The organism is Neorhizobium turbinariae (assembly GCF_023223505.1).
GTDB classification, from domain to species: domain Bacteria; phylum Pseudomonadota; class Alphaproteobacteria; order Rhizobiales; family Rhizobiaceae; genus Neorhizobium; species Neorhizobium turbinariae.
The window spans coordinates 1-15,825 of record NZ_JALPRY010000014.1 but is presented as its reverse complement, the minus strand read 5'-3'; the positions used below and the strand labels follow the sequence as shown (position 1 = coordinate 15,825).

14 protein-coding genes are annotated in these 15,825 nt (G+C 61.4%); 10 read left to right on the top strand and 4 right to left on the bottom strand.

The window, feature by feature from the left end; genetic code table 11:
- Position 1 precedes the first annotated feature (1 nt).
- Together M0654_RS12525 and M0654_RS12520 are read right to left on the bottom strand one after the other, a co-directional pair.
- The gene (locus M0654_RS12525; protein ID WP_248683392.1) at positions 2-571 is read right to left on the bottom strand and encodes a hypothetical protein; all 570 of its coding nucleotides are present in this window, start codon (positions 569-571) and stop codon (positions 2-4) included.
- 191 nt (positions 572-762) lie between these two features.
- Positions 763-957, bottom strand: a complete 195-nt coding sequence (locus M0654_RS12520; protein WP_248683391.1) for a hypothetical protein — start codon at positions 955-957, stop codon at positions 763-765.
- A 106-nt stretch (positions 958-1,063) separates the two neighbouring features.
- On the opposite strand from M0654_RS12520, the gene M0654_RS12515 reads away from it, so the two are divergent.
- Complete coding sequence (locus tag M0654_RS12515; protein WP_248683390.1) at positions 1,064-1,654, top strand: type II toxin-antitoxin system VapC family toxin; 591 nt, start codon at positions 1,064-1,066, stop codon at positions 1,652-1,654.
- A 135-nt stretch (positions 1,655-1,789) separates the two neighbouring features.
- Positions 1,790-3,937 carry a DNA cytosine methyltransferase gene (locus M0654_RS12510; RefSeq protein ID WP_248683389.1) on the top strand — a complete coding sequence of 716 codons (2,148 nt, stop codon included), beginning with the start codon at positions 1,790-1,792 and terminating at the stop codon, positions 3,935-3,937.
- Here the strand turns inward: M0654_RS12510 and M0654_RS12505 are convergent.
- Positions 3,934-4,620, bottom strand: coding sequence for a hypothetical protein (locus M0654_RS12505; RefSeq protein ID WP_248683388.1), 687 nt, complete (start codon positions 4,618-4,620; stop codon positions 3,934-3,936). The two genes, M0654_RS12510 and M0654_RS12505, sit on opposite strands and share 4 nt — an antisense overlap.
- 631 nt (positions 4,621-5,251) lie before the next feature.
- Between M0654_RS12505 and M0654_RS12500 the strand changes: the two genes are divergently transcribed.
- The 7 genes from M0654_RS12500 to M0654_RS12470 all read left to right on the top strand — a co-directional run bounded on the left by M0654_RS12500 (position 5,252) and on the right by M0654_RS12470 (position 14,251).
- Positions 5,252-5,665 (top strand): hypothetical protein, encoded by a 414-nt coding sequence (locus tag M0654_RS12500; RefSeq protein WP_248683387.1) that lies wholly within the window; start codon positions 5,252-5,254, stop codon positions 5,663-5,665.
- Between the two features lie 121 nt (positions 5,666-5,786).
- A complete protein-coding gene (locus M0654_RS12495) occupies positions 5,787-6,572 on the top strand; it encodes a Tn7 transposase TnsA N-terminal domain-containing protein (RefSeq protein ID WP_248683386.1) in 786 nt (261 codons plus the stop codon).
- A complete protein-coding gene (locus tag M0654_RS12490; RefSeq protein WP_248683385.1) occupies positions 6,569-8,809 on the top strand; it encodes an integrase in 2,241 nt (746 codons plus the stop codon). The genes M0654_RS12495 and M0654_RS12490 overlap by 4 nt, the downstream gene beginning before the upstream one ends.
- A gap of 15 nt (positions 8,810-8,824) precedes the next feature.
- The gene (locus M0654_RS12485; protein WP_248683384.1) at positions 8,825-9,898 is read left to right on the top strand and encodes an ATP-binding protein; all 1,074 of its coding nucleotides are present in this window, start codon (positions 8,825-8,827) and stop codon (positions 9,896-9,898) included.
- A gap of 4 nt (positions 9,899-9,902) precedes the next feature.
- Complete coding sequence (locus tag M0654_RS12480; protein ID WP_248683383.1) at positions 9,903-11,849, top strand: TniQ family protein; 1,947 nt, start codon at positions 9,903-9,905, stop codon at positions 11,847-11,849.
- Between the two features lie 621 nt (positions 11,850-12,470).
- A complete protein-coding gene (locus M0654_RS12475) occupies positions 12,471-12,848 on the top strand; it encodes a PH domain-containing protein (RefSeq protein WP_248683382.1) in 378 nt (125 codons plus the stop codon).
- Positions 12,849-13,474: 626 nt separating this feature from the next.
- Positions 13,475-14,251, top strand: a complete 777-nt coding sequence (locus M0654_RS12470; RefSeq protein WP_248683381.1) for a metallophosphoesterase — start codon at positions 13,475-13,477, stop codon at positions 14,249-14,251.
- 467 nt (positions 14,252-14,718) lie between these two features.
- On the opposite strand, the gene M0654_RS12465 is transcribed toward M0654_RS12470, so the two are convergent.
- Positions 14,719-14,913 (bottom strand): hypothetical protein, encoded by a 195-nt coding sequence (locus M0654_RS12465; protein ID WP_248683380.1) that lies wholly within the window; start codon positions 14,911-14,913, stop codon positions 14,719-14,721.
- A 129-nt stretch (positions 14,914-15,042) separates the two neighbouring features.
- Between M0654_RS12465 and M0654_RS12460 the strand changes: the two genes are divergently transcribed.
- On the top strand, positions 15,043-15,570 hold the full coding sequence (locus tag M0654_RS12460; protein WP_248683379.1) for a type II toxin-antitoxin system VapC family toxin: 528 nt from the start codon (positions 15,043-15,045) through the stop codon (positions 15,568-15,570).
- The last annotated feature ends 255 nt before the right edge of the window (positions 15,571-15,825 follow it).

Here is a 15,825-nt window from a genome sequence, read left to right as displayed (position 1 = left end):
GCTACTTGCCCAAGTCGTTCCCGTTTCCTGGTGACCTTGTGCTCGTGTCGGAGAAGACGTAGCTCGCCTCCATCGCCTGCGACAGATCCAGGAGGTACTCCCTCGACCGCAGGGTCCTGAAGTCCGCCTGGCGTCCGCGGCGGAGGATCTCGAGGAAGAAGTCCTCCTTCTGCCCCCGCAGCCATAGCGCAACCTCGTTCAGCGCCGGGACCTCCAAGACTGAGATGGCGAAGCTGTCGCCCTGCTTCCCGGCGAACGGGAGGGCCAGGTGGAGCAGGTCGGCCGCCCTGCCCTCGGCCAGGCTTTCGACGACGAGACCCCCGTCGACCAGCTCCACGTCGGCATAGGAGGGGTATGAATCCAGCGAGAAGACGAAACGCCATGCGGCGGGCGGCCGCGTGAGGTCCTGCGTCGCGGCCTCCTCGGCGGTGAGCACATGCACGGGAAGCGGATGTGGGCCGAGGACGGGCTCGTGGAAGAACTCGTCCATGTTCGGCACCTGCAGGTTCCTCAATTCGTCCTTGTGGGCCTGAAGCGAACCTTCGGGTCCCTGCTGCTTGATGATGGTCATGTCAGCCTCCGTTCCGGCAGCGGCCGCTATGCAGGGCAGCGGCTCCCGGGCCGCAGGCCGGATGCCTACTAAAAAAATTAACTATGCCGGACAAACCTATAGCTATAGCTACTATAGATTCTGTGTGAGTCCATCTTGCACTGCTTCTGCAACCGGGTAAGGTCCAAGGCATAGACGAGTGGGGGTCAGCTTCAGGCGTCGTCGTCGGGGATGGGACCGGGTTTCGAGAACAGCTGCTTGAGCGTCTGCCTTTGCGGCACGAAGACGAGCTCGAAGCGGCCGTCGACGTCCTCGATCATCTGCATCCCCTCGCGCCTTGCAGCGTCCAGAACCTCGTTCGCGCGCGTCTCCAGGTCGGAGCGCCGCCACTCGCTGCCATTGTTCATGTGGATGGACCTCCCAGGCCTTGTTCTCGGTGGGGTCTGATGCCGGACATGCCCTGGGGCAACCCGGGTTTTCTGTGAAGCGCGTCGGACAACCGGGGTTTCGATCATGCCGGGCAACTTCCTGCTGTTGGACACAGACATCGTGAGCCAGATCGGACGCCAGCGCCCTCCCCCCGGCTTGCGGGAATGGCTTGCTGCGCTGGGACCTAAGCGTGCCGCCATCAGCTTCCCGAGCATAGCGGAATTGCGGCGGGGTGCACATCTCCTGGAGAAGACATATCCCGGGAAAGCCGCAGCCCTGACAGCGTGGATCGACGAAGTGCTCGGCAGCGGCTTCCGCATGCTGGCCATGACGCCCAACGTGGCCGCGGTGTACGCCAGGATGACGTCCACTCCCGATCTCCGATCGATGTGGACGGTGCAGCGCGGAGCGAAGCACAACAGACTCGGCCACGACCTCATGGTGGCATCCGTTGCGATCGCGCACGGCGCGCCGCTGCTGACGGCGAACACGAAGGACTATCGCCGGATCCACGAGCTGTTTCCGCTGCCGGGCGTATACGATCCGCTGCGCAGGAAGTGGGATGTAAGGCCGTGCCGCGAAGTGGATCTCCCGCCCTGGGACTGCCCCGAGCGCTTCCTCAATGCCCCCCTGCCCGGGATCCGGGGGAACGATGAGATCATCGTCCGGTGCTGACGGAGCTTGCCAGCAAACATCCGTCACTGCTTCACGGAGCCACAAGCGATGTGTGGGCTCGTGGAGAAAATTTACCGTCTGCTTTTGTACCATGGCAACGTCTTCAATGTACCGGTTCCAGAAAAGGAGCGGCGCATGGCGACCGAAAATCGACCGGAAGAAGCCCGGATGCTGTCCGAGGCGGATGATCTCAGGAAGAAGCTGGAAGGCCTGGGCAAAGCCGTCCTCGAGACCGCCGCCATTGTCGCCCGCATGCGTTCCGGCGCAGCGTCCTCTACAGCCGAAGCGCTTATGGAAATGCGTGTCGGCATGTCGGCGGAAGACATCGCAGCCCTCGACAACATCCATCGTCTTGCCATTGAAGAGGGCCGGATACGAGCGAGCATGTCGCCGTTCGCACTAAAGATGGTCGCGGCCTCGGAAGGAAAGGTGCGACAGCACGCCATCAGCCTTCTGCAGGCCGGACATCCAGTCGGCGATGCGCGGCTGGAGCAGATTGTCATGCATGAGAAGCGCCTAACGCTCGGCGACAGCGGACGCGAGGAGGAGATGCTTGCCGACCGCCTGCTCCTCCGGGCGGCGGCGAAAGCAGAACGCGCGATCCCGGAACTGCGGGCAAGAATCGAAGATCTCTTGGGCCTCCTCGAGCACTTCATCTGGGAGTATGTTCCCTGCCATCCTGACGAAGGCCGGAAGGTGTTCCGGCACAGGTCCGGCTACGATACGGCGCACGGGCGGCTGAAACGTCTGTCTTCGAGCGTGCTCGCCGATTTCGAAGGCCTGCTGGGGGCAGACGAGTCCTTGTCCGGCCTTGCAGCTGCGACCGCGCAGGAGCGCCGCATCGAAGCCGCCCACCAGGTGCTGCGCCGCCTTGCGGCGGGCAAGTTCGGCCATGCAGGAGGATTCGCCTTCGGAAAGGGATCCGGGGCGATCTTCTCCAGCGAGTTCGTCGACGCGCTGCGAGACATATGCCCTCCAGAAGAGGATTCACGGAACCGCCTCGTGAGCGCTCAACCTCTATCCCCCAAGCTCCGCGTGCTCGAGCTATGCGCGGGTGCAGGCGGGCAGGCCATAGGTCTCATGTCTGCTGGATTCGAGCACGCGGCGATGTACGAGAAGAGCTGGAACCGCGTCAAAACACTCAAGCGCAACTGGCCAGCCTGGCCTGTCCACAGGCATGATGTGACGGAACTTTCGGACGACGTCCTCGCAGGATTCGAAGGAATCGACCTGCTGGCCGCGGGACCTCCCTGCGAGCCGTTCTCGCAGGCTGCTTCCGCGCGATCGGGCCGCTACAGCAAGGACAACCTCTTCCCGCAGATGACGAGAGCCGTCCGTATCGCGCGGCCCCGCGCTTTCATGTTCGAGAACGTGCCCGGGCTGGCGACCCAGCACGCCACCTATCTGGCCGAAATCTACGGCGATCTTTCCGAGCTCGGCTACCGCGTCGACGTCGTGCGGATAAGAACGAGGGACTACGGTCTCCCGCAGACCCGCGAGCGGCTCGTGATCGTCGGCATCAGGAACGACCAGCCGGGCACCTTCCTGTTGCCGCAGGTGAATCCTGTCGAGAGATCTGTCGCCGAGGTGCTGGGTCCTTTGGTCGTCCGGCATGAGACGCCGGAAAATCTAAAGACCTCGGTACCCCGTGAAAGCCAGCAGTGGATCTACGACCGCTGGGCCGAATCCTGGAGAAGCACCCATGCCGGGAGCATGCTGCCAACGATCCTGACGACCACCTCGGAGAAGCGCGAGGAGTGGCTGGGGCCATGGCGTCTCCAAGGATTCGACATATCGACAATCGCAAAGGATCCGCCGTCGGTGGCGGAGGTGACTGGCTTGGATTTCAAGCCGCAAATGACAGTCGAAGTGCTTGCACGCGCGCAGGGTTTCCCTCCGGGCTGGACGTTCCTGGCTGCAAGGAGCGGACAGGTCGCGATGGTGGGAGACGCGTTCCCGCCAATCGTGGCCAAGGTGATCGGACTTCAGATACGCGCCGCCCTGAGCGGAGCTGACCTCGCAGCGGCGCTGGGTGAAACTCTAGTCGATGCGAGCCTTATCGGACGAAAGCCGGTCCGGCTGGGCCCGCGCTGGCCTGCAGGCGTGGAACTGCAGGTGGAGCATGTCCTCCGCGGAGCCTCGGTCAGGGATGTGGAGCCGAACCACAAGCGGAGGACCCGGCTGCGGCAGATCGTGGAGGCGGCCGAAGGCAGCCGCCGGGCGGAGGAGGCTCTGAACGACCTGTGGACGGACGCTCTCTTCCCGCAGGGCCCGCCTGACTAGAGCTTGACGCTGAAGCTTGTCCCGAAGTCGCCGGATCCTTTCGACAACACCTCGGCGATGACGGCGGCGCGTTCGGGCCCGCTGCACGTGCCGATCTTCTGTCCGTCGACCAGCACGGGGGTGAACCTGTACGGCGCGAAGCAGATGTGAATCCTTCTGCCTTCGGGATCCTGAAAGGTGACGGCTTCGTACCGTCCATACTCTGTCTCGACCCAGACGATCGCAATGTCGGGCACGATGGACTGAAGGCGCAGGTAGGTCTCCTCCAGCTCCTCGGTCGCCACCTCGCCGGGCCGTTCCGGTCGCAGCTCAACCAGGCCGCGGGCACGGATCTCGCCCTCGAGCCAACCGAAGAGATCGTCCCGATGATGCAGCCCTTCCTCCTCAGTCTCGTCCCACTTTCCGAACCGGGTCCAGCCGGAGTCGCCGACCGCGCGCGCGGACCAGTGCCCGATCTTGACCGTGGCGGCGTGCCATTCGGCTTCCCTTAGATCCGGATCCCGCCAGAAAAAGATCGATACGGGCGAGAACGGCTTGACGAGATCCTTGCGGCGCGGCTTCGAGAAGAAGAACTCGTACTCGTAGGGGTGAGTGAAGACGCGCTTGCGCAGCCCCATCTCCTTGAGGACTGGCCCCAGCTTCTCATCGATCTCGGCAGCGCGCGTTCTGACGTATGGGTGCATGTGGGATCCTCCGGTTCTTCGGAGGAAGCTTCTCGAAAGGCCGTGCAACAGACAAAGGGGGAGGTGCTGACGTGCGCTCACACGCGGGCGAGCACGCGTGATCGGATCCCGGGCGGGCAGCGGGGTCAACATCGGGGGAGCAAAATAAACCGGTGGACAATCCGGAAAAGCGGGCGCTTACTGGCAGCCTCGGTGCGGCTTCTCACTGGAGAGAACTCATGCGCAAACTGATACGGGCCTATCGCGGAGACGCGAACTGAGCGGGAAGCGGTCCCGCCGTCCGACCTCCGCCGTCCTCAACGGATAGCCCCGACGGAGACCAGCCATGCCCATCGAACACCGGACACAACTCCACCTCGCAATTCAAAGAAAACCTGTCGCGAAAAAAAATTGGCGATCGGCTCCTGAAGATCGATTCGTTTTCGGCTATAGAATGAAAAAACGGAGCGAGACGATGAACCACGAGCCGGACGACAGCGCTATAGGCTAGCGCGACCACACGAAATCACGACAACATCGGCGGCTGCAGCCTGCGCAAACCATGCGCCGGAGCGCCTCCCCATGCCCACAAGGGCTTCCGGACCCGGCTCGACCAGCTCGGCAACGGAGACCCGTGTCACAGGAGAGCCAGATGAACACAGAAGATATCGTCCAAAGGCTGCTGCGCCGACATCCACATTTCCGTAAATGGCTGCCGGAGGAAGCTGCGGAAGACGTCGATGTGCTGGCGCTCCAGTTCGCGATCGTGGACACGCTTGGTACCGGAGCCTTCCGGTGCAGCATCGCGACGCAGTACCGCCACCTGATCGCGGAGATCAAGGCCCGCGTGGTTCGCTTCGGCCGATCGCTGCGGGTGCCGTCGGAGGCCGAGTTCCGCGCCGTGGAGCGGCTGTATCTGCCGATGATCTTTGGGATCGAATGGCACCGCGTCTGCGACCGCTGGATCGCCCCTACCCCCCGTTCGACGCCCCTCGAGGCGTGGAAGGCGGCGGAACCCACGACAAAAGGGCGGCGCTACATGAAACGCAACCTGCGCGACCAGTAGAGGGCGAACGCCACAAGTCTGACATCGGCGTGCGAAGGAGCCCGAGCGGTTCCGGCGGTGGTGACGCGCGTCCGTCGGTAGGGGACAGCCGAGCGCCACCGCGGCGATAGGAAACATAATCATGAGACCAGAGCACCACATCAAGCGCTTCCTGCTGGAGACACGGCATGGAGTGCGCTCCGACTACCGGATCCCGGAGCAGACGACCTACCTAAGGCCGTCCGTCGAGGAGACGTTCGAGCGCCCGCCCCGCCCCTCCTGCGCGACCCGCAGACCGTCCGACAAGTCTCCGTTCAACACCCGCGCGCGGCCCGTGAACCCCCTGAACCACACCGAGATGCTGATGGAAAGCTCGCTCGAGCAACGCTTCAGCGGGATCATGCTGGCGAAGGACGTCGTCGAGATGCGCGAGCAGTGGCCGAGGGTGACGTATGTCGACCACGCAGGCGTAAAACGTGAGCACACATTCGACCTGTGGCTGAAAAAGCGCAGCGGCAAGCGCGTGTCGATCGCGGTGAAACCCGAGAAGAAGATCCCCGTGAGGGTGTTCATTTCCATGCTTGCGGCGATCTGGGACCAGGGGTGCCTCGAAGGCATTGCGGACGATGTCAGCTTCACCACCGAGCACTTTGCCAGCGAGGCTGCCGCCGCCAACGCCGAATGGATCCTGTTCGCCCGTCGGGCACGCAACGACGCCGATGTGGAGGAAGCTCGTGAGCTCCTGAAGACGGTCACCGGGCAGGTCCGGTTCGGCGAGCTCATGAAGGACCTCGACATCCAGGCCCACCGCCGCGCTGCGCTCTGGTGCCTGATCGACGAAGGATGGCTCAGGCCGGTGGAGCAAGGCGTCATCGAGGACTACAGCCTGATGGAGGTGGTGCCACTGCCGGGAGGCTCCTGCCGATGATCGACGAGCCACCCCTCGAGTTCGACAGCCCGGTCGTACCGATGTACTACCTCGGCGACGCCTCCAGGATCCTGATCGACGACCAGCCCTATCTCCTCGTCCAGCAGGACATGAAGAGGACGGTACTCAGGAACAGGTTCGGCTTCGACGAGGAATTCACCCACCAGCAGATCTTCGCGATCCAAGCCGCAAGGCGGCTCAAGGTCGAAAGGCCGGGATCCGAGCTTTCCCTCGGTCTTCCCAACCTCGTGGACATCACGCAACACAAGCTCGAGCGGGCGTTTTTCTATGCCGACGCCATCGGGCTCTTCCTCGAGGTCGAAAGGTTCGGACCAGATTTCCCGGGCCTCCGCGAGTCCGGCTTCCGGCGGAAGAAGGTGTCGCTCGGGGCCACCTGCCTCAAGGATCTCCTGCCCTTCATCGAGAAGACCATCAACGAGGACGCGAGACGGTCCGATCCGCGCGGCGGAAAGGTGTCGAAGTGGATCAACCTCGTTGGTCCGCGGCAGTTCCGGCGTCTCCACAACAGCTATGTCGCCGATAATTTCAGGGTCGAGGCACTCGTCAGTGCCGCCAGCGGACCGGGAGCGATCCCTTCGAAGCACAGCCCGGAAGAGCTCGAAATCTGGCTCGAGCACGCGAAGCTCTACGCAAGCCCTCTCCGTCCCAACATCAAGGGTGCGCTGCTGATGCTCGAGGCGAAGATCGAGGAGCTGAACGCAGAGCGGGCCAAGCGGGGCCGGACCATGCTCGGCATGCCGCCGCGCGAGCTCTTCGCCAGATTCGTGAAGCAGATCGGCAAGTACTACCTGCTCTCCGCGCGATCGGGGGACGACGTGGCGAGGGCGAGAATGCCGGTGACGATGAACGGCCTCCAGATCGTCAGGCCGGGCCAGCGCGTGGAGATGGACGAATGGATGATCGATCTCCTGGTCCTGCTGCAGTTCAGCGGCCTCGCCGCGAAGATGACCGACGAGGAGCGCGAACTGATCCGGAGCACGCGGATCTGGGTCACCGTCGCGATCGACGTCGCCACCAGGTGCATCCTGGCGATGCGCTTCAGTGCCCGAGCGCCATCCCAGCACTCGTCGCTGGCCGCACTTGAGATGGCTGTCTCCGACAAGACGATGCTGTCGGAGGTCATCGGCGCGGGCACGCCCTGGATCTACAACGTCCTCCTGTCCTGCCTGGTGACGGATTGGGGCTCCGCCTTCCGCGCCACCTACTTCCGCGCTTCGGTCAGCCAGCTCCGCGCCACCCACCAGTTCACCGCAGCGGGCTGGGCGGCCGGTCGGGGCACGATCGAGTCGCTCTTCAAGACGATGGGCGCGCGGTTCATGCACTGGTTCGAGGGCCGGACCTTCGGCAGCATCGTTGAACGGGGTCCCGACGGCGCGAAGGCCAAGCTCAACATCGACGAGCTGAACCGCCTGCTCGTCCGCGCCGTCGTCGACATCTACCACCACACGCCGCATGACGGCCTGGCGGGCGGCACGCCCCACAACGAGTGGCTCCGGCTGACGGCCAAGTACGGCATCCTTCCACCGCTGCATCCGGATCAGCGGCGGCACGTGTTCGGAACGAAGATTACGAAGGCCATCGGCGACAAGGGCGTGCGGCATCTGGGCATCCACTACAACCACGCCAGGCTGCAGGAGATGCGGCGCATGCAGGCGGCGCTGCCGGGGGCGAAGGCACCGCGCACCGAGATCCGGGTGGACAGGTTCAGCCTCTGGAAGATCTCCTTCTGGGACGGCGAGCAATGGGTCACGGCGGACGCGACCATGGGCCTGCCAGACGATGTTTCGGTGTGGGAATGGGTCGGAGCTGCAAAGGAGCTGGCGGCCATTCAGAGGGCGAACTCGAAGCTGAAGCTGTCCGTGCTGCTGCAGGCGGTGAACGACCTGCGCAGGGCGGGCCAGGCGGCGTCCGCCCGCGCCGAACTCGGCACCGATATCCCGAGCGCGAAGCAGTACGCGATCGTCGAAAAGAACTACTTCGACCGGGATATCGATGACGATCTCGAGGACGACGACCAGGGCGATCTTGCAGAGCTGCGCATTCCCTTCGACCCCACCGAGGTCGGCATCGACGCCTTCCGCCACCTTGGACGAAGCAGACGGGCGGCGGAGGCCTCCGCCGAGGCGGAAGTGGTCGTGCGGCCGGAGGAATCCGGCTTCGCGGGCATGGGCGGCAGCGACATTCCCGACGAGGACGGGCTCGACTTCGAATACTGACAGAAGGAGCATGACATGCAGAAATCCTACGCCCTCTTCTTCCGCGAGGCCGCGCAGGCGCTTCTCGAAACGATGGATCCCGACCTTCGCGAGCGTGCGGCGCAGATCGGTGGGATGAATACCGCCTATATCGGCACCGCCCGCGACATCCACCTCGACGAGGCATTCGAGGCGCTCATCGTGAACTCGGCGGCTGAACTGTTCGGCAAGGCGGGCAAGCGGCGGGCGCTCTTCGTCGTCGGCGAGGCCGGGTCGGGCAAGACGACGGCGGTGGAGAAGCACATCCTGAAGCGCAGGGAATTCGCCCCGAGGACGGCAGCAGACGGGACCGAATACCTGCCGCTGATCCCCATGGACGCCCCGAAGCCGCTCACCGTGAAGGGACTCGCGAAGGAGGGCCTGAAGGCGATCGGATACGAAGTCAACAACCCGCGCCTCCTGGCCACCGATCTCTTTGAACTGTGGAAGGACCAGCTCCGCGAGCGACGGGTCCTCTTCCTCGCCATCGACGAGCTACAGCATGTCCTGCGTGGAGACACGGTCAAGGAACTGCAGACGGTTGCGGACGTGATCAAGAGCCTGCTGGAAATCCCAGGGTGGCCGCTGCATCTTATCCTGTCGGGCGTTCCAGAGCTGGCAGGCTTCCTCGACCAGTCGGGCAGGTCGAACCGACAGCTCAAGGAGCGGAGCAAGGTCATCGAGCTGCGCCGGATGACGTTCCCCGAAGACATTCCGGTCATGACGAAGATCGTGAACAAGGTCGTCGCAGTCGAGGCCGGTCTGAAGCCCGATACCGCCATTCTCCGGGAAGAGTTCGTTCATCGGCTCCTGCACGCCTCCTCCGGTGCGTTCGGATCGATGATCCAGACGACCCGGCACGCCTGCGAGATCGCGCTCCGGCGAGAATCCGCAACGCTGGGAGTGGACGCGTTCGCCTCCGCATACGCCCTCGAGAGCGGTTGCCGTCCCTCGCAGAACATCTTCAACGCCGGAGATGATTGGAAGGACATCCTGCCCAGCAACTCGCTTCAGGAACTCGTCGTGGAAGGCAGGAACATGCCGCAGAAGCGCAAGAAGGAGGGGAAATAGGACGATGGACATCCTGACCAGACCCTTGAATACGCATCAGTTCGAGCTCGCCAGCGACGAACCGCTGTCGGCGTACTTGTCGCGCCTCGCGGCAGCGCGTGGCGTACGGCTGTGGGACTACCGCATCCATCGCGGCATCCTCGCCCGCTACAACAAGAAGCCGCACTATTACGAGCGTGTCGCCGCCGCGACCGGAATCGATGCCGGAGTATTGAAGCGGCACGACCTCGTGAAGAACGGTGGCACGTTCAGCGCCTTCGGCATGACGTTCGATGTCAACGACATCTGGGCGAAGTCCGCGCGCGTGTGCCCGTGCTGCATCCGGGAGGACATCGAACATGGCACCGGGCGCATTGAGGCCCGGCCGCGGCTGCGGTTCGGCTGGATGCTCCGCACCCTCGGCCATTGCGCGAAGCATGGCGTCCCGCTCACGGTGGTCGGTTCCGACTATGACCGGATCTCGTACGGAGACCTGGCTGGCACGCTGGCGCTTCACCGGGGTGCTCCCGAGAAGGATCCGGATGTTGGTAACGATGCGGCGGCTCCCGCGGGATCCTGCATTCTGGCATCGGACGTCTACTTCCAGCGGAGGGTCGCTTCGGCTGCGGCGGGCGATGTCTTCGATGCCCTGGTCGGTGCAGCTGGTGATGCTCCCGCTGGCGGGCGGGACGATCCCCTCCCACGGGCCCCTGCAGACGCCCCCCGCGATAACGATCTGCAGATGCTCGACGCACTTCCGGTTCCGGCGGCGCTACTTCTCACCGAAGTCATCGGCGGGATGGAGCTGTTCGGAGACAGGTACAGCCGCCGCGCAGCTTCCGGCGAGGATCGGCAGACAGCCGTCGCCGCGGGATACCAGATCACGCGACTAGGTCATGACGGGTTGCGCGAGTTTCTGAGGAAGCGGGACGCGCGCCACTGGCATGTGTCGCGGCGCGGCCACTTCAAGAATCTCTACGGCAGGCTGCAGGAGCTGCTGTCGAGCCGGACCGAAGCTGAGGGATATGGCGGCATCATCCGTTTCGTGGCGGAGCATGCCCATTCGAACCACGCGCTGGGGCCGGAAGACGCCTTTCTCGGTCTGCGCCTGCCCCGGCGGCTGCATAGCATCAGGACGGCCGAAGTCGAGCACGGCATTCACCGGATCACCCTGAGGAGCATCCTGGAGTCCGCTGGACTGCTGCCTGCGAAATCAACTGGTCGAGGAGACGGGCGCGTCGTCATCGCCTCCGAGACCTTCGACAAGCTGATCGGCGACTGGAGGGAGCGCCTGCCCGCCGAGGAGGCCAAGGCACGCTTCGGCGTCAGCGGTGCCGCTCTCGAGGAAATCGTCCGACACGGCCTCCTAGCGGAGAAGGACCGTGACCGCCGACGCCGAAGCCGTCTGAGCAGGTCGTCCTACCTGGAATTCTGCGAGCGGCTCGACCGCCTGCCCCGCTCCCTGCCCCGGGATGGCATGAAGACGCTGCAGGACATGACAAGGGTCGTCAACCGGAGCTATGCCGAGATCATCGCACTGATACTCGACGGAACCATAGCGTCGGCGACCGTCGACGAACGCAAGGCCAGGGAATTCGGCTTCGACAGCATCTTCGTCGATCCCCTCGAGGTCAAGGCCGCGTTCCATGCGGCTTCGCCTCCCGGGATCACTTTCCAATGCACGGAGCGCATGCTTGGGACCACGACGAAAACGGTCAGGCGGCTGGCGGCAGCAGGTCTCCTGAAAACAGTGGTAGCGGACAACCCGCTGCACCGGACGCCGCAGACCTACATCCTGCCAGCGGCACTCGAGGACTTCCAGCGGGCATACATCTCGCTCTTCGAGTACGCGAAGGGCCGAGGACAGATAGCGCTGGTGAAGAAGCGGCTGGCGGAGGGTGGAATGGTTCCTGCGTTCGAGGAGCCGGGGGCGGCTACCTTCTACCGGAGAGAGGGGCTGCCGGGCATCTAAGGGCGGGGCTGCCGACCGTAGCCGGGAGGGGCCGCCGGGCACCCAGGGGACGTCGTCGTCGAGTCCGCATCGAGATTTCGAGAGCATTGAAACCCGCTTCGGCGGGTTTTTCTTTTGGCGAAATCCGGGCGGCAACGGGTGGTGAAAACGTGACATAACAGAGGGCGAAACCGTGACATTGGAAGTGCAAACGGTTTTTTGGGTATTTGATTTCGCTGGTAAATTCCGTTCGGGAAAGCGTTTTTGTGACATTTCAGAAGCGTCTTTCCAACCTTTGTGTCCGGGAAACCAAAGTTTGGTCACCTGAAAGCATAGTTCTTACTCAAAGCATGCAACAGATTGCCTCTCAGCTTCGGCTGGGAGGCATCCCATCCTGGGAGGGCTCGGAGAACTACGTTAGGCAGGCATGAGGTGACAGGCCGTAAGGGCCCAGAGAGCGGCCGGAAGCGGTTCACAATATCAATATTGTCTCGCATTTTGATCAGCACTACACGAAGAAGGATGCCGACCTTTCTCTGGATCCAGAGACCTGAGCACTAGCGGCGCATTCGAGACGGCTCGGGTACCCTTCACTGATAATCCCAGCTAAGCTCGACACATACCCAGTCAAGGGAGGCGAACGTGGGTTTGTTCGATGGACTTTTGGGTCACGGCTCAACGGTAGATCCAGCGGATCTCGATAAGCGACTAAATGGCGTGTTTATTGAGGGCGAACAACCTCAGCTCGCGTTCAAAGTCATCCGCGACTTCTTCGTATTCACGCAGCACCGCGTGATATTGGTCGACATTCAGGGGATCACGGGCAGCAAGGTCGACTATACGTCGATCCCCTATAAAGCGATCACGCGCTTCGCCGTGGAAACAGCCGGAACGTTCGATCTCGATTCTGAGCTGAAAATTTGGGTATCCGGCAGTACCGCGCCGATCAGCAAGACACTGAAGAAGGGCACGGACGTTCGAGGAATCCAGCGAGCGCTTGCAACAGGCGTTCTGCGGTAGCCTTCGTCCAACCCGGCCAAATGACAGTCTCTTCCCCTCCTTATCCAACCATAGATGATTTGAAGTTCGAGATCGGACAGGTCCAGGTGTGCTGGAGCTTTCTTGAGACGGAGATGCGTCGTGACCTAGCCGCGTCAGGTTCGGATATGACGGCAGCAAAAGGCGCGATCATAACCCGTTGGCGGACCCACATGCGAAAAGTAGCTGCCAAACAAATCACCAGGGAGTTGACAGATTACATCGACACCGTCGAGCGGCTCGCCAAGTCGCGCAACCTGCTAGCACACGGCATCCAATCTTTGTCTGCTGATCCTTGGAAAGATCCAGTGCCTTTCGTTGTCTGTTCAGCGTCTGATGGATCACTGCATACGATCACGATCGAAATGCTTCGGGATCTATCCAGAGAGATAAACAAAGCAAGATCTCGGCCATCCACTTGGCACATTGATCGATAGAAGCGTCTGCGGTCTGCAGGTGTCTTCGACATTCGCAACGTAGGTACCACGCGAGCTCCATCCAATTCGCGAGTAGATAACTCACGTCATTGCGGCAAATGATCTGGCAATAGCAAGGTAACCCTCCGGTGACGATTGCCATGCGAGGGTCGCCCAAACTGGAGCCTTTGGATGCCTTACCAGCCCACTCATACCTATGTTATTGGCGACGTTCACGGTCGCGCCGATCTGTTGGAGGCCATGCTGGGCCATTTTGCGAAAGAAGGAGCGGCGAAAGGCTTCCCTTATCGCATTATCTTCCTGGGCGACATAATTGACCGCGGGCCGTTCTCGAGGGATGCGCTGGCCCAAGTTAGGGAAGCGGTGCGAGGAATTCCCGGCTCACGCTTCATTCTTGGGAACCACGACGCAATACCACTGACCATATTTGACGAGAGCAGCTCGGAAAGGGCGGAAAGGCGACTGCTTCATTGGATTACCAACCAGGGCGGCGACGCGACCCTGTCTTCCTATGGTCTCGACATCGAAACGCTTACCTTGGCGGGCTTCAGGCATCACTTCGATAAAGAGCACCTAGCGTTCCTGCGTCAGGGCCAGCGCTACGTCGAGCTGGAACGCCACATTTTAGTCCATGCGGGCATCAAACCGGGAATCCCATTACCTAGACAAGATCTCCATGACCTCATGTGGATCCGCGAACCTTTCCTCCACCATCAGGGTACATTCGGTAAGGTGGTCATCCATGGGCACACACCTACAGAAACTGGCGTTCCAGAACTATATCCAAACAGACTGGCTCTGGACACAAAGGCCTACGCGAGTGGGCGTTTGACCGCGGCGCACCTCATTGATGCGGAGATATTCGAACTCCTTTGGACGTCACCGAATTCACCACATGCCGTTGAAGTGATTTCGCCGCTCACCATCGACTACCATTCATCTCCATAGGTAAGCGCACAATGAAAGCCCTCGACCAAGGAGAATGGAGATGAGGTCATTCGAGGGCTCGGAAGAAGCCGTACCCGCACTTGGTCTCAACAACAGCCCGGCTCATATGCGATGAAGGCTGGCTGCCGATTATTGAGCGGTTTTTTTAGGGCGATCGCAGAACTCTCCGAGGATTCTGTAACCGGGACTGGCTTCGATGAAACGTATGGGAGTCTACGCGTTCATTTCGACAGTTGGGACTAGAAGCAAAAGAAAGTGCGTATTTGATAAGGCTGGAATATTTAACCGGGACCCGCTCATACCGCTTCTGTAAAACCTGCGGGCAGCCTCGCCACTTGCGTGACGACCGCGGCTGGCTCTTCGTTGCATGCTATGTAAATTCGAAAGGCCGCAATGCCTTGCCCCCGACGACGGCTCACTCAACTTATAGAACCTATCCATAAAGGCTTGAGACTGAGTAGGTGAATTTATTCGTCAAGAGGACCACCTTGTGCCAAGAACTCATTCGTCCGCTGCTTCACCCGGGGGCGAACAAACCTGATTTCAAAGGTGCCATCAAAATCGATCACCATCTGGGTTTCGCCAGTTTTGGCAGCATCGAACACTGCGCGAATAGCCTTTTCGGCCTCACCACGGCTCCATTCATTCGGACGTGCGGGCACCGCATCCTCCCCAATTAGGATATTCTTAACCGAATCACTGCTGACTAGGCGGAGTGTTGCGCGACTTTACGAGGTTACGAGCGAAAATTCAGGATAGTAAACGGCGAAAAACACGTTCCGGAGCAGCATATGACGTCCAATATTTTTCTGCTGGACACGAATATTGTTAGCGAAACCCAGAAGCGTAGGTTTGGGCCGGAATTGATGAGGTGGCTGCATGCTAACTGGCCTGTCGCCATTCCCTATCCTGTCATCTTAGAAGTTAGGTTCGGGATCCTCCAACGACAGCGCGATGATCCCGCTGGTGCCGCAAAGCTAAGACTCTGGTACGATGCGCTGCTTGAGACTGAACCTGAGTTTCCTGCCATGACAATGGGAATCGCAGAACTTCAAGCGCAAATGCTCGAAGTGCCTTACCTGAAGAACCTCTGGATTAACCAATCACCAAAGGGAAGGCGTCCTCCCGGTCAAGACCTCTGTATTGCAGCGATCGCAATCGAGCACCAGATGCCCATCGCTACGCTTAACACCAAGGATTTTCTTCAGATAAACCAGTACTTCCCGCTGCCGGGAGTACTGGATCCCGTATCAGGCGTGTGGGCCGTTCAGCCAGTCGGGGAGTCCCAATCAGCATGGTTTTCTCGAGGACTGGTGTGACGACTGCAGAGTGCGGCTCTATGCGTAGATGCCCTCGTCAGATAGGTGGTTTGAGGCGCTTACTAGGTGCGCTCTGAGCGGTACCAAAGCCGCGCATGAAAGCTCGAAGTGTTTGAGGACGAGCTTTCGCGTGATCGCTGTTTGCACTCTAGTGGCAGTCCAGTTGCCCCGCATGCCGATCCCGATGACAGCATTCCCAGGAGGTGAATCGTATGCCTTCGGCGAAGGCCGTCTGTCTTGAGTTGGTGATTAGCT

Coding starts and splice junctions, on each gene's coding strand:
- M0654_RS12525 (WP_248683392.1), bottom strand. CDS start 571: ATGACCATCATCAAGCAGCAGGGACCCGAAGGTTCGCTTCAGGCCCAC.
- M0654_RS12520 (WP_248683391.1), bottom strand. CDS start 957: ATGAACAATGGCAGCGAGTGGCGGCGCTCCGACCTGGAGACGCGCGCG.
- M0654_RS12515 (WP_248683390.1), top strand. CDS start 1,064: ATGCCGGGCAACTTCCTGCTGTTGGACACAGACATCGTGAGCCAGATC.
- M0654_RS12510 (WP_248683389.1), top strand. CDS start 1,790: ATGGCGACCGAAAATCGACCGGAAGAAGCCCGGATGCTGTCCGAGGCG.
- M0654_RS12505 (WP_248683388.1), bottom strand. CDS start 4,620: ATGCACCCATACGTCAGAACGCGCGCTGCCGAGATCGATGAGAAGCTG.
- M0654_RS12500 (WP_248683387.1), top strand. CDS start 5,252: ATGAACACAGAAGATATCGTCCAAAGGCTGCTGCGCCGACATCCACAT.
- M0654_RS12495 (WP_248683386.1), top strand. CDS start 5,787: ATGAGACCAGAGCACCACATCAAGCGCTTCCTGCTGGAGACACGGCAT.
- M0654_RS12490 (WP_248683385.1), top strand. CDS start 6,569: ATGATCGACGAGCCACCCCTCGAGTTCGACAGCCCGGTCGTACCGATG.
- M0654_RS12485 (WP_248683384.1), top strand. CDS start 8,825: ATGCAGAAATCCTACGCCCTCTTCTTCCGCGAGGCCGCGCAGGCGCTT.
- M0654_RS12480 (WP_248683383.1), top strand. CDS start 9,903: ATGGACATCCTGACCAGACCCTTGAATACGCATCAGTTCGAGCTCGCC.
- M0654_RS12470 (WP_248683381.1), top strand. CDS start 13,475: ATGCCTTACCAGCCCACTCATACCTATGTTATTGGCGACGTTCACGGT.
- M0654_RS12460 (WP_248683379.1), top strand. CDS start 15,043: ATGACGTCCAATATTTTTCTGCTGGACACGAATATTGTTAGCGAAACC.